The following is a 24,027-nucleotide window of genomic DNA, read 5'->3' as shown; positions in this document are numbered from 1 at the left end:
GCGAAAGGCCGCTAAGAACGGCAGGAACGCGCGTGCCGCGCGCTCCGCCAATCAACGGGCCATTCTTGACCGCTTCAGCCAAAGTCACGACCGCGCAGGTGTTCGACATCGCGGGTCCCGCGATGATCGCCAACCTGACGACGCCGCTGATCGGCATCGTCTCGACCACGGCGATCGGCCGGCTCGGCGAAGCGGCCATGCTCGGCGGCGTCGCCATGGCCTCGGTGATCTTCGACTGCCTGTTCTGGCTGTTCGCATTCCTGCGCGCCAGCACGCTCGCCTTCACCGCGCAATCGCTCGGCGCCGGCGAGACCGACGAGATCCTGATGGTCCTGATCCGCGGCCTGGCGCTGGCCGCGCTGATCGGCGTCAGCCTGATCGCGCTGCAACTGCCGCTGGGGGCAATCATCTTCGACCTCATGGGCGGCAGCGACGCCGTGCTCGGCGCGGCCCGCACCTACTTCATGGTCCGGATCTGGTCGGCGCCGCTGGCGCTCGCCAACTACGTGCTGCTCGGCTGGCTCGTCGGATTGGCGCGCGCACGGCTGGCGCTGGCCATTCAGGTCGCGATCAACCTGATCAACATGGCCGCGACCATCCTGTTCGTCCAGGTGCTGCAGGCCGGCATCGCCGGCGCGGCGATTGCCGCCGTCATCGCGGAGACGGTCGGTGTCGCGATCGGCCTCGTGCTGGCGCGCCGATTGGTCAAGGCCGACGCCCGGATGTCGCGCGCGGCGCTGCTCGACCGCGCCAAGCTAATGCACATGATGGCCGTCAACCGCGACATCATGATCCGCACTGCGGCGATGATCGTCGCCTTCCTGTTCTTCACCTCACAGGGCGCGCGCGCCGGCGACACGACGCTGGCCGCCAACGCGGTGCTGAACAATTTCCTGCTGGTGGCCGCGTTCTTCCTCGACGGCCTCGCCAACGCCGCCGAGCAGCTCTGCGGCTATGCGTTCGGCGCGCGCAACCGCGGCGCCTTTTCCGGCGCCACAAGGCTGGTGCTTGCCTGGGGCTTCGGCTTCGCGCTCGCGGTGGCCGCGATCTTCGCGCTGTTCGGGCCGGTGCTGATCGACGTGATGACGGCAAGCGATGCGGTGCGCCGCGCGGCGCGCGACTATCTGCCGTTCGTGGTGGCGTCGCCGCTGCTGTCGGTATTCGCCTTCGCATTCGACGGCGTCTATATCGGCGCCACCTGGGCGCGCGACATGCGCAACCTCATGGTGGCGGCGCTGGTCGTCTTCCTCGGCACCTGGCTGGCGCTGCGCGGCTTCGGCAATACGGGCCTGTGGATCGCGATGCTCAGCTTCTACGCGGCGCGCGGCGGCTTCCAGGCCGCACGCTATCCGGCGCTGCTGCGGGCGTCGTTCGGCAACAAAGAGAGTTTGTAGGGGGCGCTGTATCGCGCAGCGCGCTTTGCGACCCCGCTCGCCCTACACTCTTCGCCGAAGATCAAGCGCATCTAAACCGGCCAGTCCTCGGCGGTGATCGTCGCGGCGTCCGCACCAACGATCTCCGACAGCGAATCGCGTCCCGTGCGCAGCAGGGTCGAGGTCAGGTCGGCCTTGATGCTCTCGACCAGGCCGAGGCCCTTGTAGACCAGCGAGGAATACAGCTGGATCAGGCTGGCGCCGGCGCGGATCTTGGTGAGCGCGGCGCCGCCGGTGTCGATGCCGCCGACGCCGATCAGCGGGAACGCACCTTCGACGCGCACGAAGGTCTCGGCCACCATGCGGGTCGATAGCCGGAACAGCGGCCGCCCGGACAGGCCGCCCTGCTCCTTGGCGCGCAACTGCTCGCGCAGCGAGCTGGGCCGGGCGAGCGTGGTGTTCGACACGATCATGCCGTCGACTCCGCGCGAGCGGGCGACATGGACGACGTCGTCGAGCTCGGCGAGGCTGAGATCGGGTGCGATCTTGAGCAGGACCGGCGTATCGCCGGCTTTCCGCCGCACGCGGTCGCGCGCCTCCAGCACCTTGGACAGCAGCTCGTCGAGCTGAGACGCCTGCTGCAGGTTGCGCAGGCCCGGCGTGTTGGGCGAGGAGATGTTGACGGTGAAATAGCTCGCCACCGGCGCGAAGGTCTCGATCAGCCGGACGTAGTCGGCGACACGATCGACCGAATCCTTGTTGGCCCCGACATTGACGCCGACGATGCCGCCCTGGTGGGCGCGCCCGGCCAGGCGCCGCAGCACGATCTCGGCGCCGTCATTGTTGAAACCCATGCGGTTGATGACTGCCTCGTCGCGCTCCAGCCGGAACAGCCGCGGGCGCGGATTGCCGCTCTGCGGCCGCGGGGTCACCGAACCGATCTCGACGAAGCCGAAGCCGAGCCGCAGCAGCGCGTCCGGCACCTCGGCGTTCTTGTCGAAGCCGGCGGCCATGCCGACCGGATTCGGGAAGTTCAGGCCGAAGGCGCGCACCGCGAGCTTGGCATCATCCGGTCGCGGCTTGATCGCCGGCAGCAGCTTCAGGCCCTGGATGGCGAGCCGGTGCGCGTCCTCAGCGTCGAGCCAGCGGAGCAGCGGCAGCGAAAGCTGGTCGAAGGCGCGAATCACGGCTTCAGGTCCGGAATGTCGTGGCCGCCATCGGCACGGCTGTGCATCTGGTGAACGCCGGTCACGGCGCCGAGATCGAGCTCGCCATACAGATGCGGGAACAGCTCGTCGTTGCGCGAACGCTCCCAACGCAGCGCATGGCCGAGCGCATCCGCCTCGACCTCAACCAGGAACAGCGCGCTCTGCCCCGAAAAGTGCTTCCGCGCCGTCTCCGGCACCTGGGAGGCGGTCGAAAAATGGATGAACCCGTCGCGCAGATCGTCCGCGCTGCCGCGGTAGACGCCCAGCCGCTCCGCCTCGCGCCAGGCCGAAGCTGAGCAGATTTTGTAGATTTTGGGCACCTTTGCGCGGTCCTGGCTTGAGCTTGAGTTTGCTGATGTTTTCGGGAGCGGCCGACCGTATCGGCAGGGGGCAGCGAACTCAAGCATCGTTTGCCCGGGACAGTCCGGCGGCCGACCCGCTCAGGTTGTATCCGAGTGACTGCGAATTCGCGGGGATGCAACCGGTTCCTCAGCAAGAGTTAACCCGATTCGGCTTTCCTGTTGCGCGCGATTCGCAACCGATCATGCCCACGCTTGAACCTTTGGAGATTGTCATGGACCGCCGCCACGTCTTGAAGGCCCTTGCGGGGCTCGCCCTCTGCCCCGTCTGCGCCACCCCGGGCTTTGCCGCCGAAGGCGCCCCGCATTGGAGCTATGAGGGCGCGACCGGGCCGGCCAAATGGGGCGATCTCGACGCGGCCAACAAGGTCTGCGGCGTCGGCACCCAGCAATCGCCCATCGACATCGAGCACTCGACCCGGGCCCAGCTTCCCGATTTCCGACTGAGCTGGGCCAGGACCGCCGACACCATCGTCAACAATGGTCACACCATCCAGCTCAACTTCGCCGACGGCAGCAGCACCATGAAGCTCGAGGGCACCACCTACAAGCTGCTGCAGGTGCATTTCCATCGTCCGAGCGAGCACCAGATCGGCGGCAAGAACTATCCGATGGAGGCGCATTTCGTGCACCGCGCCGCCTCCGGCGGCCTCGCCGTCGTCGGTGTGCTCATGACCACCGGGCGTCCCAACCCCGCCTTCGCGCAGATCGTCGCGACGATGCCGGACAAGGAGGGTCCCGCGGTCAAGGCCGATCCGCGCATCAACCCCAACATGATGCTGCCGGCACGCCGCTCCTATTATCGCTATGCCGGCTCGCTGACGACGCCGCCCTGCTCGGAGGTGGTCGAATGGCTGCTGTTGAGCGAGCCGGTCTCGGTCGCGGAAGCGGACGTGGCGAAATTCGCCAAGCTGTATCCGATGAACGCGCGCCCGGTGCAGAAGCTCGACCGCCGCTTCGTGCTGCAGGGGGTGTAGTTCATTCGGCTCCGGCGGCTTCGAGCTGAAGCGGCCGCCACAAACTCCGCTGTCGTCCCCGCGAAGGCGGGGACCCATACCGCGGAAGCTGGATTGTTTTGGAAGGTGGCGGAGACCCTCCGCCAAATTGTGTCCGGTGGCTATGGGTCCCGGCGCAAGGCCGGGACGACACCTTTGGTGGCGCGATGAGCTTGGCAATCACGCGCTGCGTGCCAATGCCCCGTCGATCATCGCCACCGCATTGTTGACGCCGTAGACCGCGACGAAGGACCCAAAGCGCGGGCCCTTCTCCTGGCCGAGCAGCACCTGGTAGAGCATGTTGAACCAGTCGAGCGAGACACCGGGGCGGCCGTCCTTGCCCTTCTTGGCGTGGTCGAGGAACGGCTCGCGGCGGCCGATCTCGTAGACCACGTTCTGAATGTCCTCGGCCGTCGCGTCAGCCGGCAGGTTCGACAGCGCATCGCGCAGGTCCTGCAGCGCCACGCGCTCACCCTCGGTCGGCTCGCGGAAGGTCTTGGTCGGCGCCACGAAGTCGCGATAGTAGTTGATGGCGTAGCCGACCATCGCGTCGAGCTTGGGATGGGTCTGCGGCGTCACGCCGGGCCGGTAGCGGCCGATGAACCCCCACAGCGTCTCGGCATTCTCCGCGTTCGACGACGACACCAGGGTCAGCAGCAGCTGGAAGGTGACGGGCATGTCGGCCTTCGGCGGCTTGCCGGAATGGATGTGCCAGACCGGATTGCCGAGCTGCTGCTTGGCGTCCTGCTTGGGAAAACCTTCGAGGAACTGCTGGTAGTCGTCGACCATCCGCGGGATGACGTCGAAATACAGCCGCTTCGCCGCCTTGGGCTCGCGATACATGAACAGCGACAGCGATTCCGGCGAGGCGTAGCGCAGCCATTCGTCGATGGTCAGGCCGTTGCCCTTCGACTTCGAGATCTTCTGGCCCTTCTCATCGAGGAACAGCTCATAGTTGAAGCCCTCCGGCGGCGTGCCGCCGAGCGCCGCGCAGATCTTGCCCGACAGCTTCACCGAGTCGATCAGGTCCTTGCCGGCCATTTCATAGTCGACGCCCAGCGCATGCCAGCGCATCGCCCAGTCCGGCTTCCATTGCAGCTTGCAATGGCCGCCGGTGACCGGAACGGTCATGCGCTCCCTGGTTTCGGGATCGTCATAGGAGATGGTGCCGGCCTTGGCGTCGTGCTCGACGATCGGCACGTACAGCACGAGGCCGGTGCGCGGGCAGATCGGCAGGAACGGCGAGTAGCTCGCCGCGCGCTCCTCGCGCAAGGACGGCAGCATGATCGCCATCACCTTCTCGAGCCGCTCCAGCATCCGCAGCAGCGCCGCGTCGAACTTGCCGGAGGTGTAGTACTCGGTCGACGAGGCAAACTCGTAGTCGAAGCCGAACCGGTCGAGGAAGGCGCGCAGCCGCGCATTGTTGTGCGCGGCGAACGAGGGATATTCGTTGGAGAACGGGTCGGGGATTCGCGACAGCGGCTTGCCGAGGTGGGTGGCCAGCATCTCCTTGTTCGGCACGTTGTCCGGCACCTTGCGCAGGCCGTCCATGTCGTCGGAGAAGGCGATCAGGCGGGTCTTGATCTTGTCCTCGGTCAGCACGCGGAAGGCGTGGCGCACCATGGTGGTGCGCGCGACCTCGCCGAAGGTGCCGATATGCGGCAGGCCGGACGGACCGTAGCCGGTCTCGAACAGCACCTCGTCCTTCGGATTCTTCTTCAGCCGGTTGACGATCGCCTTCGCCTGCTCGAACGGCCAGGCGTTGGAGTTTTCGGCAAGCGCGCGCAGGTCGCTCGGGCTGGTTGGGACGAGATCGATCGTGGACATCGTGAAAAAGACTTCTCCGAAGACGTCAGTGCAAAACAGAGGTCATGATACCCGTCATTCCGGGGCGATGCGAAGCATCGAACCTGGAATCTCGAGGTTCCGGGTTCGCGTCTTCGACGCGCCCCGGAACGACGGCAAGCGTTAGAACGGGCTGATCGAGAAGTAGCGCAGCCACAGGTCGGTGTAGCGGCCTTTTTCCCAGACCCGGAACAGCGCCCAGTTCAGCGCCTGGCGCAAGAGGTCGTTGCCCTTGCGCACGGCGATGCCGACGCCCTCGCCGAAATAGCGGCTTTCGACGAAAGGTCCACCGGAAAAGGCGCAGCAATCGCCGGAATCGGTGCCATTGACCCAGAACGCCAGCGAAATGCCGTCGCCGAAGATCAGGTCGACCTCGGCCCGGCGCAGCGCCTGCCGCAGCGCCTCGTCGTTCGGATAGGTCTTGATCTCGGCGTCGGTGAACATCGCCTTGAGGTAAGCCTCGTGCGCGGTGCCGGCGACGGCGCCGATCTTCTTGCCCTCGAGAAATTCGGGGCGGATCTCGGTCATGACGGCGTCGCGGCGGGACACGAAGCGGGCGGGCGCCCGGTAATACGGATCGGAGAAATCGGCCCGCGCCCGCATCTGCGGCGTCACCGCGATCGAGGCGATGATCGCATCGCCCCGGTTCGAGGACAGCGCGTCGAGCAGGGTTTCGAACCGGCGCATCTGGACGGTGCAGGTCACCTTGATCTCGTCGCAGATCGCCCTGGCAAGATCGACGTTGAAGCCGGCCGGATTGCCGTCCGGGCCGGTGAAGTTGAACGGAGGATAGTCGGTCTCGGTCAGGAACCGAATCACCGTGAGGCGCGACAGATCGGGCCGCTCCGGCCGGCGTCGCGGGTCCCAGAACCCAGGGACGGCCTGCGGCGCCGCCTCGACGGCGGGCCTCACCGGCGCCTGGGCGCGCGCCTCCGAGCCGGCGGCGGCCAGGCCGAAGCACAGCAGCGCGCCGGCAATGGCGGCGCGGGCCGCAGGCGCGGATTTCACGGGCTTTGACAAGACGGTCGGCATCAGCGGTCCCGATGGTCAGCGCCTTATAGACCATCCATGCGCAAATTCGAGGCTGGATTCGGCCCGGAGGCGGCCGCCCGGCTGGAGCGTTAACGCGCTCAGAGGTATTTCTTGAGATCCGCCGCGGCTTCCTCGGGCGTCCGCTTCAGGTTGAACGGTGCGACGAACCGGCCGTTGCGGTCCATCAGATACACCAAAGCGGTGTGGTCCATGGTGTAATCGCCGTCCTTCAGCGGGACCTTCTTGGCATAGACCCGGTACTCGGTGAGAACCTTCGCCAGCACCTCGGGATCGCCGGTCAGGCCCTTGAGATGCGGGTCGAAGCTGGAGAGGTAGTCCTTCATCGCGGCCGGATTGTCGCGCTCGGGGTCGACCGAGACGAAATAGGCGTTGACGCTGTCGGCGTCCTTGCCCATCGCGCGCAGCACCTCGGAGATCTCGAACAGCGAGGTCGGACAGACGTCCGGGCAATGGGTAAAGCCGAAGAAGATCAGCGTCGGCCGCCCTTCCAGGCTCTTCTCGGTGACGACGGCACCGCTCTGGTCGGTCAACTGAAACGGGCCGCCGATCGCGGCCGGCGCCGCGATGTTGCGGCCGCCGCCCATGACAAGGAACATCAGCGACAACCCGACCACCAGGCTGGCGGCGAAGGCTCCGACGATCACCAGCGGACGGGTGACATTGGACGGCATTGCGCGCTCCTTCACTGTCTCTCAGAAGCAGGCCTGCCAGCCGGCCGCGATGGTCTCGAAGAACACCGCGGTCCCGTACTGCACCCACATCGTCACGGCGCCGACGACGAGCCCGATCGCCGCGATCCCCGCCGCGAGGGCCGGAGCAGAGGCCGGACGCCGGGCTCGCGATGCGGACGGTATCTCTTGGGGCGCTGAAAGAGGCTGCATGATGGCGTACTCATCGGCCGGAGCCGGCCAAGCGGCCCACCCCTCTCGCTCCAGATAAGCCCCGCAGCCGGTCCAGGCAAGCGCCGCAGTCGGGCCGCGATCACCCGAAGCGACTAGTGCCTCAGTGTGATCAATGGGAGGCAGAGGCCTTGGCGGCAGCCGGCGAGATGGTCGGTGCATTGGGCACGACGTGCGAGGAGGCCGGAGAGGACGCCTGGGCATCCATATAGCAGGGCTTGTACATTGCCTGCAGCTCCCTGCCCTTCAGGAAGATCATCCGGGGCGTCAGGCCGCCGCGCTGGGTGATCCAGCGGCGGATCGGCGAAGGGTACATCGAGTACAGCATCTGGGTCGCCTCGGGATTGGTGACGGCGCGGCCGTTGGCGCCGAAATCCCAGGCGGCGTGGAAGCCGAGATTGGCATGCGAGGTGACACAGATCTTCTCGTGCGGGATCGCCCCAAGCACGATGGTGCAGGCCGATGCGCAGAGCCCGTCGATGATCACATACTCACCGGAGGATCGCAGGCCCTGGTACTTGTCGACATAGGTTCCGATCCGGCCACCGCGGTCATCGGCGATCCGGACCACGGCCTGGCTGGCGCCGACCCCCGACAGCAACAGAACGACCGCAAGCAATCCCGTCCAGAATTTCATGTCGAGCCCCAGTGCAACCCGGCGAAAACCGATCTGACCGACTTTGGCACGCTTCGTGTGATGCGCTTCTTGTGATGCTTGGACTGCGGTGGACCTTGCAATCACGACCCCATCCGCAGAACCGGAACGCGAAAGCCAAATCCAAATCGCAAATGCAGCGTGTTTCGAGATCGTGTTTTTGTCCAGGAGAGCGCAGCTGCGAAAGCCAAATTCACCGCGAGTGTTGCAAGCCCGCTGCACCAATGAGTCGCTACCACCGAAAATGGACCAACGCTGGTTCCGGACATGGCGGTGGCGCCACGAGCAAGGCAGAGGCCCGGCATGATTCGCCCATCGGCGCGGCAGCGGCGTCACGGCGGCACAAACGACACTCCGGAGAAACCCGGGGCCGAGCTTCCGCGCGACACGCGCCCCGCTGCCCAGTGACGGCGGGACGCTCGCCCGCTCATCGCCGGCCCAGGGGTGCTCGTGCGATCACGATCGCGGGTGCGGGCTTCCGCCAGCCCCGACGGCATGGCCGAAATCCGGAGATGCGACGGATGCAATCACAAGGTTGGACCGTTCGGCCGAGCCCCCGCGCCGCAAGCGGGCGCGGCAGGGTCTCTCCTCGCACCGCGCCGTCTGGATCGGGAGATGGAGCGAGGTCGGGCCGATATCGCGCTGGCAGCCGGGGAGACGATCTGCCTCCCGATGCTTTCGCCGTCTGGACCGAACTAATTATCGGGCAGCCGAATCCGTGCACCAAAGGTGACGAGCGGCGCATCGGCGGCGCCGAGCTGGATCTGCCGCTCCGGCACCTCCTGATAGCTGCCGTCTTCAATCTTTCTTAATTCATATTGCCAGACCGTTAACGTCTCGCCGCGCGCGAGCGCATCGCGGATGCGGCTGGCGCCGCGTCCCGGCAGCTTGACGAGGTCGTCGCGCATCATGCCGATCATCGTCGGGCTCCCGCCGCGATGCAGCTCGAAGAACACCATGCGATTGGGCTTGTCCTGCGGCTTGAGCACGGTATCCGCCGTGAACAGCACCAGACAAATTGCGACGGCAATCCACTTCCAAGTGTCGGACATCATGAGACGCATTCCCCGCACCGCCTCTGCGCGTGGCGTAGCCCTCGCGCAAACGGGCGGCAACTTACAGTTCTGTCATTCCGGATGAGATGACCTTCGACGTAATCGATTCGCTGCGCGCCGGGCGCGACGATGGGCTCCTCATCGTTCACAACATGGAGAGCACCGATGACCAACCCGACCGAGATCGCCGAGAGCTACATCGCGCTGTGGAACGAACGCGATGCCGCGCAGCGCGGCGCATTGCTCGCACGTCACTGGACCGCGGATGCGCTCTATGTCGACCCGCTGATGCGCGGCGAAGGACGCGATGCCGTGGACGGCCTGGTCGCGGGCGTGCAGCAGCGCTTTCCCGACTTCCGCTTTCGCCTGATCGGCTCCGCGGACGGCCACGGTCGTCATCTCCGCTTTTCCTGGGAGCTCGGCCCCGAGAATGCGGAAGCCCCGATCCAGGGCACGGATTTCGTCGAGCTGGCCGACGGCCGCATCCGGCGCGTCACCGGGTTTCTCGACAAGGTCCCGCAGGGCGCCTGACGGACGCCCCGATCCGCCCGACCTCCCACAGCGGGGTCGGCCTGCCGCGATTGCCGGGCTCCCATGCGCAGACGCACGATCTGTCTCGTGGTGATTGCGCTACGTCAACGTCGGACCCGATCCGCCGCTGCAGAGCTTCTGCTTCGCGACGGAGTTCAGGATCGCCGGAGACGGGCGTGCAGCACTCAAATCCCATCGATGATCACGCCATGGCAGCCGACACGCTGGCCGGTATCACCACCTTGCCCGAACTCTGGCGCTGGCGCGTCGAACGGAGCCCGGACAAGCAGGCCTACCGACATTTCGACGCAGGAAGCGGCCGATGGGTGAGCTTCTGCTGGCGCGAGATCGATCTCGTCGTCGAGCGATGGCGGCGAGCGCTCGCGGCCGAGGGCTTCGCCCAGGGGGAGCGTGTCGCCATCCTGATGCCGAACGGGATCGCGCATCTCGCCATTGACCAGGCCGCGCTCTCGCTCGGCCTGGTGCCGGTGCCGATGCATGCCGTCGATAATGCCGACAGCATCGCCTACATCCTCGCCGATTCCGGTGCCCGGCTGCTGCTGGTCGATTCGGACACACGCTGGGATGAGATCGCAGCGGTCGGCGAGGCCCTGCCCGACCTGGGGCGGATCGTCTGCGCCGACCGGCAAACGACCCCGCCGACCGGCGATCCGCGCCTCGTCGATCTGGAGGCGTGGTTGAAGGCGGCCGGCGATGCCACGCCTCCCGGCACCCGGATCGCCATCGCGCCGCACGACCTCGCCGCCATCGTCTACACCTCGGGCACGACGGGCCGGCCCAAGGGTGTGATGCTGTCGCACGACAACGTCGTTTCCAACCTCAAGGCCATTCATCAGCGGCTGGCGGCCGATACCGACGACGTATTCCTGTCGTTCCTGCCGCTGTCACACACGTTCGAGCGCACCGCGGGCTACTACTACCCGATCGCCATCGGCGCCTGCGTCGCCTATGCGCGCTCGGTGAAGCAGCTGTCCGAAGATCTGGTGGAGGTCCGTCCGACCATCCTGATCTCCGTGCCGCGCATCTATGAGCGCATCTATTCGGTCATCATGCATCACCGCGCGATCGCAAACCCGCTGGAACGGGTGCTGCTCGACCTGACCATCGCGATCGGCGGCCGTCGCTTCGATGCGCAGCATGGGCGCGGGACGAGACTCTCGGCATTCGACCGAATCGCGTGGCCGCTGCTGCAACGCTTGGTCGCCGCCAAGGTACTGGCTCGATTCGGCGGACGGCTGCACGTCGCCGTCAGCGGCGGCGCCCCGATCGCCGAGCCGGTGGTGCGGCTGTTCCTGGCGCTCGGGCTCGAGGTGCTGCAGGGCTATGGCATGACCGAGACATCGCCCGTCGTCAGCGTCAACACGCCTGACGACAACGACCCGCGCACCGTCGGCCGCGCTCTGCCGGGCATCGAGGTGCGCATCGGCGACAATGACGAGTTGATGGTGCGCGGCCCGAACGTGATGCTCGGCTATTGGCACCGGCCGGAGGAGACCGCGCGCACCAGGGAAGCCGACGGCTGGCTGCACACCGGCGACCAGGCCCGCATCGACAGCGGACGCATCACCATCACCGGTCGGATCAAGGACATCCTCGTCACCTCGACCGGCGAGAAGATTGCGCCCGCCGATCTGGAAACCGCGATCCTGACCGATCCGCTGTTCGAGCAGGCCATCGTGATCGGCGAGAACCGGCCGTTCCTGACCGCGATCGTCGTGCTCAACGCCAACGGCTGGGCTGAGCAGCAGGCGAGGCTCGCGGCGCACGGCCAGCGCGGCACCGAGGCCGAAGCGGCCTCTCTGCTGCGCCACATTGCGCGAGCCGTGAAGGCCTATCCGTCCTACGCGACGCCGAAGGCGGTGCATTGGACCTTGGAGCCGTGGACCGTGCAGGAAGGCCTGATCACGCCGACGTTGAAGAACAAGCGTCCGGCGATCGAGCGGAGCTTTGCGAAGGAAATCGAGGCGATCTATGCAAAACGCCCGTCAGCTTCGCGGCCGTCGGCTATCGTACGAAGCTGATCTTGCAGGGCACCGCAGCAGGACATTGCGGCATTGGAGCGGGCGAAGGGAATCGAACCCTCGTATGCAGCTTGGGAAGCTGCCGTTCTACCATTGAACTACGCCCGCGCTCGCCAATGCTTAGCCGAGACCATGCGTTTCGCCAAGCGGCTTGTTGCCGCGAGACCGCCAAGGCCGCGGGGGGCGGACGCAAGAGTTCTACCACCGGCCTGATCTCCCGATCGTGATCGGCCGCAACCGCAGGCTCCGGAACGGATCGGGCCGATCGCGCATTTGTCCGTTGCCGTCAAGGTCCTGGGAGCTCACAGCATGCAGAGCCACCGCCCCGCGTCTCAGACCGCAACCTCGAAAGCCTTCGCCGTCATGTCGGGCCCGTCGGCGCTCGACCTCTACACCCTCGGCTGCGGTCTGTTCCTGGCCGTCGCGCCGTGGCTGTTCGGCTTCGTCGGCAGCGCCGGCCGGATCGATGCCGAGTTGGCGGGGGCCGCCCTCGTCGTGCTCTCGCTCGGCGGCCTGCTGGCGTTTGCCGATTGGGAGGAGTGGCTGAAGGTCGCGCTTGGCGTGTGGCTGATAGCAGCGCCCTGGCTGCTCGGGTTCGTGCATACGTCGGCGATGCATGTCAGCATCGCCATCGGGATCGCCGTGACCTTCCTGAGCCTGCTCGAACTGTGGCTCGCGCATGATCCTGATTTTGCTGGCGATGGCCCTGCATTGGTGAGCCGGCCGTAGCGGCTTGGCCGATCGCGCGTCGCCCGCGCGCAGCGCCTCCTCCCGCGATCGCGTTGCGATGACAGAGATCGCAGACGCGGGATCGCAACGCAACGCTTGACAACCATGGCCCAAATCAGGGCAAACCCGCCCCGGTCACGCCGTGCTGTTAACACTTTGTAAACAAAGTTGATGCGGCCGAGCATGACAGTGATATGATGTGGTGTGGGGTTGGGGTGGCGTCATGGGGCGTGGGTATACGATCTTTGATACGGCCCTCGGCCGTTGCGGCATTGCGTGGAGCGACGTCGGAATCACCGGCGTACAATTGCCGGAAGCACGGGAAATCGAGACGCGGCGGCGCCTGTTTCGCCAGTTTCCCGACGCACGGGAGCAGCGCCCGTGTTCGAATACTGAACTCGCCATCGAAGGCATCGCGGCCATGCTGCGCGGGCAGGACGTCGACTTCTCCGACGTTGCGCTCGACCTCGACGGCGTCACGCCCTTCAACCAGCGCGTCTATGATTGCATTCGCGCCATTCCGCGCGGCGAGACGCGCACCGCCGACGCGATCGCAGACGAACTGCACGTTCCCAAGGCGCTGAATTCGATCGCGCAGGCGCTGAGTAGGAATGCGCTCGTGCTGATCGTTCCCTGTCACCGCGTGCGTGACATCGGCAACGGACTCGACAAGCCGTCGCCCAACAGCGGCATCGTCTCCAAGCGTCGGCTGCTGTCGCTCGAAGGCGCAAAGCCTCATGCGGGCCTGACGTTGTTCGACGCGTTTCTCGCCATCGACAGGCCGCGCGCATTGTAAGCCCGCCTTCGCGCGTCGCGCGATATTATCTCGCACGACGCCCTCCTCTTTCCGCCGCAATGCGCTAGATTTACAGGATGACCACCACCATCCTGTTCGAAAGCCGCGACGTCACCGTGTCCGAGTTCCGCTGTGCAGCGGTCCCTGGCGAGCGTCCCTATGTCGAGCAGTATGCCGGCTACTCGCTGTCCTATGTGCGCAAGGGAAGCTTCGGCTGCCGGCACCGCGGCCGCTTCTTCGAACTGGTCACCGGCTCGCTGCTGGTGGGCCATCCCGGCGATGAGTTCATGTGCACGCACGATCACGTCTGCGGCGACGAATGCCTGTCATTCTTCTTCGATGATGCGCTCATCGACGAGATCGGCTGCGACAGCCAGGCCTGGCGGGCTGGCGCGATGCCGCCGCTGCCGGAGCTCATGGTCCTCGGTGAGCTCGCGCAGGCCGTCGCCGCGCGCGAGCAGGACCTCGGTCTGGACGAGGTTGGACAGATCATCGCCAGCCGCTTCGTCGCGACCGCCACGGGCCGGCAGGAACGGGCGGCGACGCCGAGCCTGCGCGATCGCCGGCGCGCGGTGGAGAGCGCATTGTGGATCGACGACAATGCGGAGCGCGACATCGACCTGGCGGCTGCGGCGCACGAAGCCGGCGTCAGCCCGTTCCATTTCCTGCGGCTGTTCGCGGCGACGATCGGCGTGACGCCGCATCAATATCTGATCCGCTCCCGCTTGCGGCGCGCCGCGCGGCGTCTCAGCGAGGAGGACACGCCGGTCACCACCATCGCCTATGATTCGGGCTTTGCCGATCTGTCGAATTTCACCCGCACCTTCGCGCGCGCTGCCGGCGTGTCGCCGGCGAAGTTTCGCAAGGTCTCGCGCGGCGAGCGCAAGATTCTCCAAGACCATCTGAGCCGCCATTGATTGGATGATCCCAGCGCGTGCGGCAGCCGCATGCGAAGCATGGAGATCATCGATGTACGATCATATCGGCCTCAAGGTCGGCAATCTGGACGCCAGCGTCCGCTTCTACACATCGGCGCTGGCGCCGCTCGGCCACATCCTCTGCTCCAAGGACGAGGCGTCGGCGGGCATCGGCCCGAAGGGGGAGCCGGCGCTGTGGCTGTATGTCGACAAGGGCGCCAGCAAGGGCGCCGCCCATATCGCGTTCCGCGCCCAGGACCACGCGGCCGTCGCCAGATTCCACAGCGAGGGGCTGAAGGCCGGCGGCAGCGACAATGGCGGCGCCGGGCCGCGCGCGGACTACAGTCCGACCTACTACGCCGCCTTCCTGATCGATCCCGACGGCAACAACATCGAAGCCGTGTGTCCGTGAGGTCAAGCCCATGGCATCCATCCAGAAGGACATTCCGATCGCAGCCCCGGCGGGTGCAGTGTGGGACGCAGTGCGGGATTTCGGCGCTGTTCATACCAGGGTGGCGCCCGGCTTCGTCACCGGCACCACGCTCGACGGCGACGTCCGCATTGTCAGCTTCGCCAACGGCAGCGTGGCGCGCGAGCAGCTGGTCGATTGCAACGATCAACGCCGGCGCCTCGTCTATGCCATCAAGAACGAACGCATCAGCCAGCACAGTGCGTCGTTTCAGATCATCCCGGAAGGCGAGGTGCGCTGCCGGGTGATCTGGACCACCGACGTGCTGCCGCACGAGATCGCACCCTATATCGATCAGCAGATGGAGCTCGGCGCGCGCGCGATGCAGGACACGTTGGGCAGGCTGCGCGGATAGCGGCTCAGCCGATACGCGCCGGCGGCGGCCCGCGCGAGTCAAGGCCGCATCCGGCCGTCAGCACGGCCGGGCGCAGCTCCAGCGCTGCGGCCGGCTTCGGGCCCCAGCGGGTGAGCATGACGCTGGCGAGCGTCAGCACCCCGAGCAGGACCATCGAGGACGCCGCCAGCATGAAGAAGTCGCCCTCGGTCGCGGCACGGCTCAGCAGATAGCTGCCACCCGCAGCGATGAACACCAGCCGCACCGTCTGTGCCAGCACCGGACCGAGCACCCTGGCGGCGCCCTGCGAGGAGAAATACATCGAGATCGCCAGGCCGATGAAGGCATACATCGGCGCCGCGACCTGGAGATAGTGCTGGCCCGCGCTGCGCGCGCTCTCGTCCTGGGTGAAGATGTCGACCCACAATTGCGGGACGATCGCGATCAGCGTCGACAGCGCGCCCACCGACGCGAACGACACCAGTCCCGCCGTCCAGGCGATGCGGCGGGCGCGCGCGATTCTCTCCGCACCGATCGCCATGCCGACCATCGGCACCGAGGCCATGCCGACGGAGAATGCGACCGTGGTCATCATGAACTCGAGCCGCGCGCCGATGCCGTAGCCGGCGAGCACGGCGGTGCCGAACGACGCCAGCATATGCGTGAAGATCGCGATCGACAGCACGGATTGCAGCGGCGAGAAGCAGGCGACGGCGCCGACCTTGAGAATGTCGGCGAACATCGCGCCGCTGATCTTCAGACCCCGCAGCTTCGGCCGCACGCGCGCGCGGCCGGAGAACAGGTACCAGCCCATCACCGAGATGCTGACGCAGAACGCCAGCAGCGCGCCGGCGGCGACGCCGCGCATGCCGAGCCCGAGGACCAGGCTGAGCGTGCCGCCCAACACGATCTGCAGCAGCGCCGAACTGAGGATCATGAACGACGGCAGCTTCATGTTGCCGGTGCCGCGCAGGATGCCGGCCATCGAGTTCATCAGCCAGGGCAGGATCGCGCCGCCGAAGAAGATCTGCAGATAGGCCGTGGCATGGCTCAGCACCGCGCCGCGGCCGCCGAGCACCTCCAGCAAGGCAGGGCCGAACGCCAGCATGCCGATCATGAAGGTCGCGCCGAACAATAGCGCGATCAGCAGCGCGTGCGTGGCGAGCGTCGAGGCCCGCTCGGCGTCGCCGGCGCCGAGCGCGCGCGCGATCGCCGAGGCCACGCCGCCGCCCATCGCGCCGCCGGACATCGTCATGGTCAGGATCACCAGCGGAAACACCAGCGCCATCGCCGCCAGCGCCTCGATACCGAGCCGGCCGATATAGGAGGTCTCGGCGATGACGACGCAGGTGCCGGCCGTGTTCGCGATGATGTTGGGCCAGGCCAGCGACAGCAGGGTGCGCAGGATGGGTCCGTCGACGAGCTTATTCCGGACCGGCTTCTCGGGGGGCGGCAACGCACGCCCCTCGCCGACCGGATTGTCGGCCAGGCCGATCTCGGACATCTCAGCTCCCCGCTCGGCCGCGCAGGCCGCGGCCGTGTTATCGTTCGATTGCTCTCGCTTTCCTAGCACGGCGCTGGCGCGCGCCCTGTGCGGCAGGCGCATTGGGGGTGCGCGGCAGACGCAGCCGCGCTCAGAGACGGAAATGCTTGGAGAGCTTCAGGCCCTGGGCCTGGTAGTTGGAGCCGATGCGGCTGCCATACATCGCATTCGGCCGCGCCAGCATCTTCTCGTAGACGAGACGGCCGACGATCTGGCCGTGCTCGAGGATGAACGGCACCTCGCGCGAGCGCACCTCGAGCACCGCGCGCGAGCCCTGCCCGCCGGCGCCGGCATAGCCGAAGCCGGGATCGAAGAAGCCGGCATAGTGGACGCGGAATTCGCCGACCAGCGGATCGAACGGCACCATCTCCGCGGCGTAGTCCGGCGGCACCTGCACGGCCTCCTTGGAGGCCAGGATGTAGAACTCGCCGGGATCGAGAATGAGGCTGCCGTCGGTACGTGCCTTGATCGGCTCCCAGAACTCCTCGACCGGATAGCCGGCGCGGCGGTCGACGTCGACGACGCCGGTGTGGCGCTTGGCGCGATAGCCCACATATCCGTTCGCATTGCTGCCGGACAGGTCGACGGAAAGCGCGACGCCGCCGGTGAGATCGGCATCGTCGCGATCCACCAGTCGCTCGGCCTGGTGCAGCGCGATCAGTTCGTCCTCCGACAGGACCGCGTCGCGATAGCGGAAGCGAACCTGGGACAGGCGCGAGCCCTCGCGCAGCAGGACCGGGAACGTCTTCGGGCTGATCTCGGCATAGAGCGGGCCGTGATAGCCCGCGCCGATCATGTCGAAGCGTCGCGTGCCGTCGGCGATCACGCGGGTGAACACGTCGAGCCGCCCGGTCGAGCTTTTCGGATTGGCGGCCGCGACGATGTCCTTGGGCAGCGCCAGGCTCTCCAACAGCGGCACGATGTAGACGCAGTTGGTCTCCAGCACCGCGCCGTCGGCAAGTGCGAATTCGTGCAGCTTGAGCTCGTCGATGCGCTCGGCGACCGTCGCGCCCGGCCCGGGCAGGAAGCTCGCACGCACGCGATAGGCGACGTCGCCGAGCCGCAGATCGAGGCTCGCCGGCTGGATCTGGCTCTCGACGAAATCATATTCGGGGATGATCAGGCCAGCCTCCGTCATCGCCACGATCATGCGATCGGGGAGGATGCCGTGGGCGTCGGGGCTGAGCGAAAACGGCAAGACCTGATCCTTTGCAGGCGCCGGAACGGCGGCTTATGGAGCCAATATAGGGTCTTTTGACCGGTTATCCGATGGCTGGCTTGACGGAAAGGCCGGTTGCGACTATGAGCACGACTTATCCCGTGGTGATTTGAGCCGGCCGGCTTGCAGCCACGTAAAATAAGTCGCTAAACAGGCCGGGGACGAATGTGATCCCGGCCTTGAGGTTTTGTCCCAGGCCGGTTTTTTTGTGCCCATCGCTCAAGGCGGTGGCCACGATGGAGGTCACATGTCGAAGTCCCCCGCGAAGGCGCCGGCGTCGTTCGCCCACTATCGTCCCGAAACGAGGCTGGTGCATTCCGGCACCTTGCGCTCCGAATTCGGCGAGACCGCCGAGGCGCTCTATCTCACCCAAGGGTTCGTCTACGCCACCGCCGAGGAATGCGAGGCGCGCTTCAAGGGCGAGGATCCCGGCTTCATCTATTCGCGCTTCTCCAATCCCACCACGGCGATGTTCGAGCGCCGCATGATCGAGCTCGAGGGCGCCGAGGCCTGCCGCTCGGCCGCAACCGGAATGGCCGCGGTCACCACGGCAATCCTGGCTCCCCTCCGTGCCGGCGACCACGTCGTCGCGGCCAAGGCGCTGTTCGGCTCGTGCCGCTACGTGGTCGAGGATCTCTTGCCGCGCTACGGCATCGAGTCGACCCTGGTCGATGGGCTCGACCTCGCCCAGTGGCAGAAGGCGGTCAGACCCAACACCAAATCGTTCTTCCTGGAGAGCCCGACCAATCCGACGCTCGACGTGATGGACATCCCCGCCATCGCCGAGATCGCGCACGCCCATGGCGCGCGGCTGATCGTCGACAACGTGTTCGCCACCCCGATCTGGCAGAGCCCGCTCGCGCTCGGCGCTGACGTCGTGGTGTATTCCGCGACCAAGCACATCGACGGCCAAGGCCGCTGCCTCGGCGGTGTGATCCTGTCGTCGGAGGCGTTCATCGCCGAGCACATCCACAATTTCATGCGCCAGACCGGCCCGTCGATCTCGCCGTTCAACGCCTGGGTTCTGCTCAAGGGTCTGGAGACCCTGGCGGTGCGCGTGCGCGCGCAGACCGAGACGGCGGCGAAAGTGGCTGACTTCCTCGCCGCGCATCCGAAGATCTCGCGGCTGATCTATCCGGGCCGCGCGGACCACCCGCAGGCGGCGACCGTGCGCAAGCAGATGCGCGCCGGCTCGACCTTGGTCGGCTTCGAGGTCAAGGGCGGCAAGGCGGCTGCGTTCCGTACGCTCAACGGCCTGAAGCTCGCGCGCATCTCCAACAATCTCGGCGACGCCAAGACGCTGGTCACGCACCCGGCGACGACGACGCATCAGCGGCTGACGCCGGAGGCGCGCGCCGAGCTCGGCATCAGCGAGGGCTTCATCCGCTTCTCCGCCGGACTCGAGCATGCCGACGATCTGATCGAGGATCTGGACGCCGCCCTGCGGGCGGCGTAGCGAATGGCGAATAGGGAGTAGCGAGTAGTGGATCTCTTCCCTATTCGCTACTCGCCATTCCCTACTCGCTTCTGATCACATCGGCCGATAGGTCGGCACCTCGGCCGGTGCGTTGATGCCGAGCTTGACCTGGCCGACCGAGCGGATGATGTCGTCGCCGAGCAACTGGGCGAAGCAGGCATAGCCCCAATCGCTCATGTGCAGGCCGTCCGAGATCACGAACTCGTTGATCGGGATCGCCTGGCGCTCGTGCCAGTCGCGCATCACCTCGAAGCGCGGGAAGATGCCGGCGTGATGCAGCTCGGCAATACGCCCGAGCAGCTTGTTCATGCGGCTGGCGTTCTCCGAGCGCTCGTTGACGCGCGGCGAATATTGCAGGTCGACCAGCACGACATCGGAGGCTGCCGCCTGGATCTTGGCGACGCCATCCTCGACCAGCCTGGCGGTCTCGGCCGGATCGAGATCGCGCAGCACGGCATTGGTGCCGACCTGCCAGATCACGAGATCCGGACGCCGGTCGATCACCGACGTCTCCAGTCGCTTCATCATCTCCGGCGCATCCTCGCCGCCGACGCCGGCATTGATGACGCTGATGTCGACCATGGGATATTGCCGGCGCAACTGCGCGGCGAGCCGATTCGGATAGGTGTAGTCCGGCGCGCTCGCGCCAAAGCCCTGCGTCGACGATGAGCCGAAGGCGACGATCACGACCGGCAGGCCGGAGGCGAGCTTGTTGGCGACGTGCGGCAGCGAAATGAAGTTCTTCTTGGCGACACCCTTCGGCGGCAGGCACGGCACGCGGTTGAAGATGTCGGTGGCCGATTTGGCGACCTGCTTGACCTTGTCGATCGCCCGCTCGGTGATGCTGCGCGATTGCGGCGGCGTGGCCGCGACGGCCTGCCCGGCTGCAGCCGGCGGCTGTGCATCGGTCATGGCCGGCGCGGTCGTCGCCGCGGGCGGCGAGGTCGTGGCCGCCGGGCGCACCGCGGCGATCGGCCCGCGCATCTGATCGTTCGCCTGCGCCAATGTGATGTGACCGATGCTCGGTCGCAGCTCGCTGATCAACGGAGGCTTCGGACCGGAGCTCTTCACATCGGAAAGCGCGGCGGGTGCAGCCGGCGCTGCGCTCTGCGCCCGTACCTTCTGCGGGCTCAGCGCGAGGGCGATGGCAATGACCGCAACGGCCGAAAGCTTCTCCCATGTCCCGGATACGCGGTGACACTCATTCGACGTCATGAACGACATAATCCTAGTTCTGCTGCGCCGGCCCGATATGCGCCGCGTCGATGATGAACTTCGACAGCGCCCGGCCGATGCAGTCATGAACCTGCCTGGCCAGCTCGACCCCGTGCGTCGGATTGAACAGGTCGAAATCGCCCTGCTCGTTCCACTGCCGCATGATGGCAAACCGATCGAACAGCGGGATGTCGCGCTGCTGCGCCACCACACGCATGTTGTCGACATAGGGCGGCACGGAGATCAATGTTTCCGTCCGCGGACTGTATTGCAGGTTCATCAAGACGACGTCAGCTCCCGCCTTCTGCAGCGTCGCCACACCGTCGTCGACCGCCTGCCGGAACTCATCAGGATCGATCGACCGCATGGCGTCGACCGTGCCGGTCTGCCAGATGACCAAATTAGGCCGTTTTCCTTCCACCAGTTTAACGAGATTGCCCGCGACCTCCTCGGCCGTCTTCTTGGGCTGCAGCTCGACGCTGAGATTGACGGTGACGGCCGGCAGCTTGTCCTTCAGCGCCGCCTGCAGACGGGCGGGGTAGGCATTTGCGTCGGAGGTGCTGACAATGGAGGATGAGCGGCTTCCGACGACGAGAATATCCAGCGTGCGGCCATTCTTGACGGCGTCTGCAACCTTCGGGAGCGGGCTCTCGGTTGTCAGCAGGTAGGCCGGCACCTCGCAGTTCTGCGGCGCGTCTTCCGCGCGCGCAGAGGCCGCCAGCGAAACAGCCAGCGCTGCGATACCCAACCTTAACCACGAGACGGACTTCATCAGCCCCCTCCCGCCAGATCGGCGTTGCTGCGCGCACCTTTTCGCGCGGCCCCCTTATCGGCCTCACGCTTGTACCACGAAATCAACGACGCCACCCCCCACATGATGAGGATGCCGCAAAGGCTGATCACCGCGTGCATCATGGCGCCGCCGGACACTTCGGCAAGGACGAAGTGGCCCGCAAACGCCAGAAACACGCCAAGACAGAAGATCTCGAGCGAGTGTTGCCCACAAACAATCAGCGGACGCAGCCACGGCGACTTCAAGAGCGGCCAATCCTTGCGCAAATAGTGCACGGTGAGTGCTGCGAGTGCGAGAAAATGCGCGAAACGCAACACGTCAAGGTCGGTCTTGTCGATCGGATACATCCACTGCTCGATTCGGCGCGGCATCAGATGGCCGAGCTGCGGAATGTACCAGGTCAGGGTCACGCAGAAGGCCGCGACCAGATAGGCGACGCAGAGCCCGAGCGTGATCGGTGAGTTGATGATGCGCGACATGCGCTGGGCGCCCCCGAGCGCGCACCAGGCCCCGAACACGAACAGGAGCTGCCAGGCGAACGGGTTGAACGCCCAGAAGCCGTTCGGATAGGCCGTCAGATAGAGATCGAGCTCCCAGGTAAGTGCGTAGAGAACGACCGAGAGCCCGAGCGTGACGTCAGGACGCCAGCGCATCAGCCACAGGATCAGCGGCAGGAACAGCATCAGCACGATGTAGAGCGGCAGCACGTCCATGTTGACGGGGCGGAAGCGCAGGATCAGCGCCTGCACGATCGTCACGTCCGGCTGCTTGAGAAAATCCATGATCCCCATCTCTTCGGTGTAGAGCGGGTTCTCGAAGCTGGTCGCGACGTAGGAGATCTCGGCAAGGAAGATCGTGAACAGGAAGACGTGGGCGACGTAGATCTGCCAGACGCGGCGCAGGATGCGCGCGGTGGCGACGATGAAGCCGGCATCCTGCATCGCCCGGCCATAGACGAATGCCGCCGTGTAGCCGGAGATGAAGATGAAGATCTCGGTGGCGTCGGAGAAGCCGTAGTTGCGGATCGTGAACCAGGTCAGCAGGTTCGGCGGCAGGTGGTCGATGAAGATCAGCCAGAGCGCCAGCCCGCGAAACAGGTCGAGCCGCAGCTCGCGCTCGCCGACCGCCGGGAAGGTGATCGCAGGAGCAGCGGTGGTGGCGGGTGCAGCGGTGACGGCCGGCGCCGCCGCGACGGCAGATGCAGATGCAGATGCAGATGCAGCCGCGCTCGCCGAGGCGGCAGTCTCCGCAGCCGGCGCGGGTGCGGCGCTGGCGGCGGGGGCGGACGGTCCGGCAGGGCGATCGACAATCGACGTCATCAGGCACCGCGTCAAGGCTGCCAGCCTTCGAGGCCCGGCAGGGGAAATGTAGGGCTGCGCAGATTTTACGCAAGCGATGAAGGACTTATCAGCTGGGCCGTGCCCAGTTTTTCGACCTTGGCGGACGGTTGGTGGGCGATCGCACGACGCAGGACAGGTCGATCGCCCCCAGGGTGCTGCCTGCCGCGCGCGATCCGAGTCCAAGGAACGGATCGCGCGTACGGCCGACAAAGTCCGCGATTCTTGTGCCATAATGCGGAACTGTGTTGAAAGCACGATGGCGTCGCGATTGGTTCCGGCGCGGGTTTCCGCTACAATGCCACCATGTATCGCGCCGTGACTCGCCACATCGAAGTGACCGTCGAACCGAACTTCCTGCCTGAGAAGTCGTCGGTGGCCGATGGCCGCTGGTTCTGGTCCTATACCGTCGTCATCACCAACAGCGGGGAGGAGACGGTGCGGCTGCGCAGCCGGCACTGGATCATCACCGATGGGATCGGCCGGCAGCAGGAGGTCCGCGGCGAGGGCGTGGTCGGCGAGCAGCCGGTGCTCGCGCCGGGCGAGCGCTTCGAATACACCTCCGGTGTCCCGCTCACCACCGCGTCCGGCTTCATGGCCGGCTCCTATCAGATGGAGAGCGAGAGCGGCGAGCACTTCGACATCGCCGTGCCGGCCTTCTCGCTCGACAGCCCCGAGGGCAAGCGGGTGTTGAACTAGCTGAGAAGGCATGCAGTCCGACTGCCCCAAGTCTCGTCTGCTCGCTGTCTCTTGTGCTGCAATACGACAGATCCTGCACCCGCGCCGCACGAAATCGTTCTCGCGACGCATCCCGCGCCCGAGCCTTGTCCATTCACCCGCCCTCTGCAAATAGAGGGCGCAGGGAAGGCCGGGCCTCGGCTGAGGCCTGCGGCCCGCCTGCAGAAAAAAATGCAGGCGGCAGGTACCACAGGTCCAGCCGGAACGACCCGGCCCTCCCTGCGCGACGGTTTTAACGGCTGCTTCGCGTTCTCCCTGGTGCGCCGGGCTTGTTGGCCACCATCCTCAACGCGAAGCGGAGCTTCAGCGTGAGTTGATATCAGCATCGGGATATCAGGACCGCGCGACTTGACCGTACGTGCATCGCCGTTCGTCCGCGCAGACTGACTACGCTGCGGCCATGCACGCCCATCGCATCCCGCTGCCAACGGTCCGTGACGGTCGC

At 66.2% G+C, this 24,027-nt stretch carries 24 protein-coding genes, 1 tRNA gene and 1 riboswitch; of the genes, 11 read left to right on the top strand and 14 right to left on the bottom strand.

Going from position 1 to position 24,027, the window contains the following annotated elements; all coding sequences use genetic code 11:
- The first annotated feature begins 98 nt into the window (after window positions 1-98).
- Window positions 99-1,394 carry an MATE family efflux transporter gene (locus ACQR03_RS22135; RefSeq protein ID WP_434841904.1) on the top strand — a complete coding sequence of 432 codons (1,296 nt, stop codon included), beginning with the start codon at window positions 99-101 and terminating at the stop codon, window positions 1,392-1,394.
- A gap of 71 nt (window positions 1,395-1,465) precedes the next feature.
- Here ACQR03_RS22135 and ACQR03_RS22130 read toward each other — a convergent pair whose 3' ends face one another.
- Together ACQR03_RS22130 and ACQR03_RS22125 are read right to left on the bottom strand one after the other, a co-directional pair.
- Window positions 1,466-2,560, bottom strand: a complete 1,095-nt coding sequence (locus tag ACQR03_RS22130) for a quinone-dependent dihydroorotate dehydrogenase (protein WP_315717952.1) — start codon at window positions 2,558-2,560, stop codon at window positions 1,466-1,468.
- Window positions 2,557-2,901, bottom strand: a complete 345-nt coding sequence (locus tag ACQR03_RS22125) for a DUF952 domain-containing protein (RefSeq protein ID WP_315717953.1) — start codon at window positions 2,899-2,901, stop codon at window positions 2,557-2,559. Before ACQR03_RS22125 ends, ACQR03_RS22130 begins: the two co-directional genes overlap by 4 nt.
- Before the next feature lie 254 nt (window positions 2,902-3,155).
- Between ACQR03_RS22125 and ACQR03_RS22120 the strand changes: the two genes are divergently transcribed.
- Window positions 3,156-3,917: a carbonic anhydrase gene (locus ACQR03_RS22120; RefSeq protein WP_316165591.1), complete on the top strand. Its 762-nt coding sequence runs from the start codon at window positions 3,156-3,158 to the stop codon at window positions 3,915-3,917.
- 198 nt (window positions 3,918-4,115) lie between these two features.
- Here the strand turns inward: ACQR03_RS22120 and ACQR03_RS22115 are convergent, their stop codons facing one another.
- The 6 genes from ACQR03_RS22115 to ACQR03_RS22090 all read right to left on the bottom strand — a co-directional run bounded on the left by ACQR03_RS22115 (window position 4,116) and on the right by ACQR03_RS22090 (window position 9,442).
- Window positions 4,116-5,762 carry a lysine--tRNA ligase gene (locus ACQR03_RS22115; RefSeq protein WP_316201984.1) on the bottom strand — a complete coding sequence of 549 codons (1,647 nt, stop codon included), beginning with the start codon at window positions 5,760-5,762 and terminating at the stop codon, window positions 4,116-4,118.
- 141 nt (window positions 5,763-5,903) lie between these two features.
- Window positions 5,904-6,812, bottom strand: coding sequence for a transporter substrate-binding domain-containing protein (locus ACQR03_RS22110; protein ID WP_315827968.1), 909 nt, complete (start codon window positions 6,810-6,812; stop codon window positions 5,904-5,906).
- 98 nt (window positions 6,813-6,910) lie between these two features.
- Complete coding sequence (locus ACQR03_RS22105; RefSeq protein ID WP_315717162.1) at window positions 6,911-7,504, bottom strand: SCO family protein; 594 nt, start codon at window positions 7,502-7,504, stop codon at window positions 6,911-6,913.
- A gap of 21 nt (window positions 7,505-7,525) precedes the next feature.
- A complete protein-coding gene (locus tag ACQR03_RS22100; RefSeq protein ID WP_315751257.1) occupies window positions 7,526-7,714 on the bottom strand; it encodes a hypothetical protein in 189 nt (62 codons plus the stop codon).
- Window positions 7,715-7,844: 130 nt separating this feature from the next.
- On the bottom strand, window positions 7,845-8,369 hold the full coding sequence (locus tag ACQR03_RS22095; protein ID WP_315751255.1) for a hypothetical protein: 525 nt from the start codon (window positions 8,367-8,369) through the stop codon (window positions 7,845-7,847).
- Window positions 8,370-9,082: 713 nt separating this feature from the next.
- Window positions 9,083-9,442 (bottom strand): hypothetical protein, encoded by a 360-nt coding sequence (locus ACQR03_RS22090; protein WP_315751253.1) that lies wholly within the window; start codon window positions 9,440-9,442, stop codon window positions 9,083-9,085.
- 165 nt (window positions 9,443-9,607) lie between these two features.
- Between ACQR03_RS22090 and ACQR03_RS22085 the strand changes: the two genes are divergently transcribed.
- Window positions 9,608-9,973 carry a nuclear transport factor 2 family protein gene (locus tag ACQR03_RS22085; protein WP_316201983.1) on the top strand — a complete coding sequence of 122 codons (366 nt, stop codon included), beginning with the start codon at window positions 9,608-9,610 and terminating at the stop codon, window positions 9,971-9,973.
- Between the two features lie 209 nt (window positions 9,974-10,182).
- The gene (locus tag ACQR03_RS22080; RefSeq protein ID WP_315827967.1) at window positions 10,183-12,015 is read left to right on the top strand and encodes an AMP-dependent synthetase/ligase; all 1,833 of its coding nucleotides are present in this window, start codon (window positions 10,183-10,185) and stop codon (window positions 12,013-12,015) included.
- A 34-nt stretch (window positions 12,016-12,049) separates the two neighbouring features.
- Here the strand turns inward: ACQR03_RS22080 and ACQR03_RS22075 are convergent.
- Window positions 12,050-12,123, bottom strand: a tRNA-Gly gene (locus tag ACQR03_RS22075).
- 201 nt (window positions 12,124-12,324) lie between these two features.
- Here ACQR03_RS22075 and ACQR03_RS22070 point away from each other — a divergent pair.
- The 5 genes from ACQR03_RS22070 (at window position 12,325) to ACQR03_RS22050 (ending at window position 15,281) form a co-directional block, all read left to right on the top strand.
- A complete protein-coding gene (locus ACQR03_RS22070) occupies window positions 12,325-12,744 on the top strand; it encodes an SPW repeat protein (protein ID WP_316201982.1) in 420 nt (139 codons plus the stop codon).
- A 223-nt stretch (window positions 12,745-12,967) separates the two neighbouring features.
- Window positions 12,968-13,540 carry a methylated-DNA--[protein]-cysteine S-methyltransferase gene (locus tag ACQR03_RS22065; RefSeq protein ID WP_315827965.1) on the top strand — a complete coding sequence of 191 codons (573 nt, stop codon included), beginning with the start codon at window positions 12,968-12,970 and terminating at the stop codon, window positions 13,538-13,540.
- A gap of 77 nt (window positions 13,541-13,617) precedes the next feature.
- Window positions 13,618-14,457, top strand: coding sequence for a helix-turn-helix transcriptional regulator (locus tag ACQR03_RS22060; protein ID WP_315751249.1), 840 nt, complete (start codon window positions 13,618-13,620; stop codon window positions 14,455-14,457).
- 52 nt (window positions 14,458-14,509) lie between these two features.
- On the top strand, window positions 14,510-14,869 hold the full coding sequence (locus ACQR03_RS22055; protein ID WP_315751247.1) for a VOC family protein: 360 nt from the start codon (window positions 14,510-14,512) through the stop codon (window positions 14,867-14,869).
- A 10-nt stretch (window positions 14,870-14,879) separates the two neighbouring features.
- A complete protein-coding gene (locus ACQR03_RS22050) occupies window positions 14,880-15,281 on the top strand; it encodes an SRPBCC family protein (protein ID WP_315751245.1) in 402 nt (133 codons plus the stop codon).
- A 4-nt stretch (window positions 15,282-15,285) separates the two neighbouring features.
- Here ACQR03_RS22050 and ACQR03_RS22045 read toward each other — a convergent pair whose 3' ends face one another.
- Both ACQR03_RS22045 and ACQR03_RS22040 read right to left on the bottom strand, forming a co-directional pair.
- On the bottom strand, window positions 15,286-16,764 hold the full coding sequence (locus tag ACQR03_RS22045) for an MATE family efflux transporter (protein ID WP_434841882.1): 1,479 nt from the start codon (window positions 16,762-16,764) through the stop codon (window positions 15,286-15,288).
- A gap of 130 nt (window positions 16,765-16,894) precedes the next feature.
- Window positions 16,895-18,001: a 2'-deoxycytidine 5'-triphosphate deaminase gene (locus ACQR03_RS22040; RefSeq protein ID WP_315751243.1), complete on the bottom strand. Its 1,107-nt coding sequence runs from the start codon at window positions 17,999-18,001 to the stop codon at window positions 16,895-16,897.
- 112 nt (window positions 18,002-18,113) lie between these two features.
- Window positions 18,114-18,193: riboswitch (SAM riboswitch) on the top strand.
- 76 nt (window positions 18,194-18,269) lie between these two features.
- Between ACQR03_RS22040 and ACQR03_RS22035 the strand changes: the two genes are divergently transcribed.
- Window positions 18,270-19,478 (top strand): O-succinylhomoserine sulfhydrylase, encoded by a 1,209-nt coding sequence (locus tag ACQR03_RS22035; protein ID WP_434841881.1) that lies wholly within the window; start codon window positions 18,270-18,272, stop codon window positions 19,476-19,478.
- Window positions 19,479-19,553: 75 nt separating this feature from the next.
- On the opposite strand, the gene ACQR03_RS22030 is transcribed toward ACQR03_RS22035, so the two are convergent.
- Genes ACQR03_RS22030 through ACQR03_RS22020 form a run of 3 tightly spaced genes read right to left on the bottom strand, consistent with a single transcriptional unit; the run spans window position 19,554 to window position 22,826 of the window.
- The gene (locus ACQR03_RS22030) at window positions 19,554-20,714 is read right to left on the bottom strand and encodes a GDSL-type esterase/lipase family protein (protein WP_315751241.1); all 1,161 of its coding nucleotides are present in this window, start codon (window positions 20,712-20,714) and stop codon (window positions 19,554-19,556) included.
- A gap of 13 nt (window positions 20,715-20,727) precedes the next feature.
- Entirely contained in the window at window positions 20,728-21,486 is a 759-nt protein-coding gene (locus ACQR03_RS22025) for an SGNH/GDSL hydrolase family protein (protein ID WP_315717147.1), read from the bottom strand.
- A complete protein-coding gene (locus ACQR03_RS22020; RefSeq protein ID WP_434841880.1) occupies window positions 21,486-22,826 on the bottom strand; it encodes an OpgC domain-containing protein in 1,341 nt (446 codons plus the stop codon). The genes ACQR03_RS22025 and ACQR03_RS22020 overlap by 1 nt, the downstream gene beginning before the upstream one ends.
- 324 nt (window positions 22,827-23,150) lie before the next feature.
- On the opposite strand from ACQR03_RS22020, the gene apaG reads away from it, so the two are divergent.
- Window positions 23,151-23,543 carry a Co2+/Mg2+ efflux protein ApaG gene (gene apaG / locus ACQR03_RS22015; protein ID WP_315717145.1) on the top strand — a complete coding sequence of 131 codons (393 nt, stop codon included), beginning with the start codon at window positions 23,151-23,153 and terminating at the stop codon, window positions 23,541-23,543.
- The last annotated feature ends 484 nt before the right edge of the window (window positions 23,544-24,027 follow it).

The organism is Bradyrhizobium sp. HKCCYLS3070, from assembly GCF_051167575.1.
Taxonomy (GTDB): Bacteria; Pseudomonadota; Alphaproteobacteria; order Rhizobiales; family Xanthobacteraceae; genus Bradyrhizobium.
The sequence above is the reverse complement of the archived record's forward strand: the minus strand, read 5'-3'. Positions and strand labels throughout refer to the sequence as shown.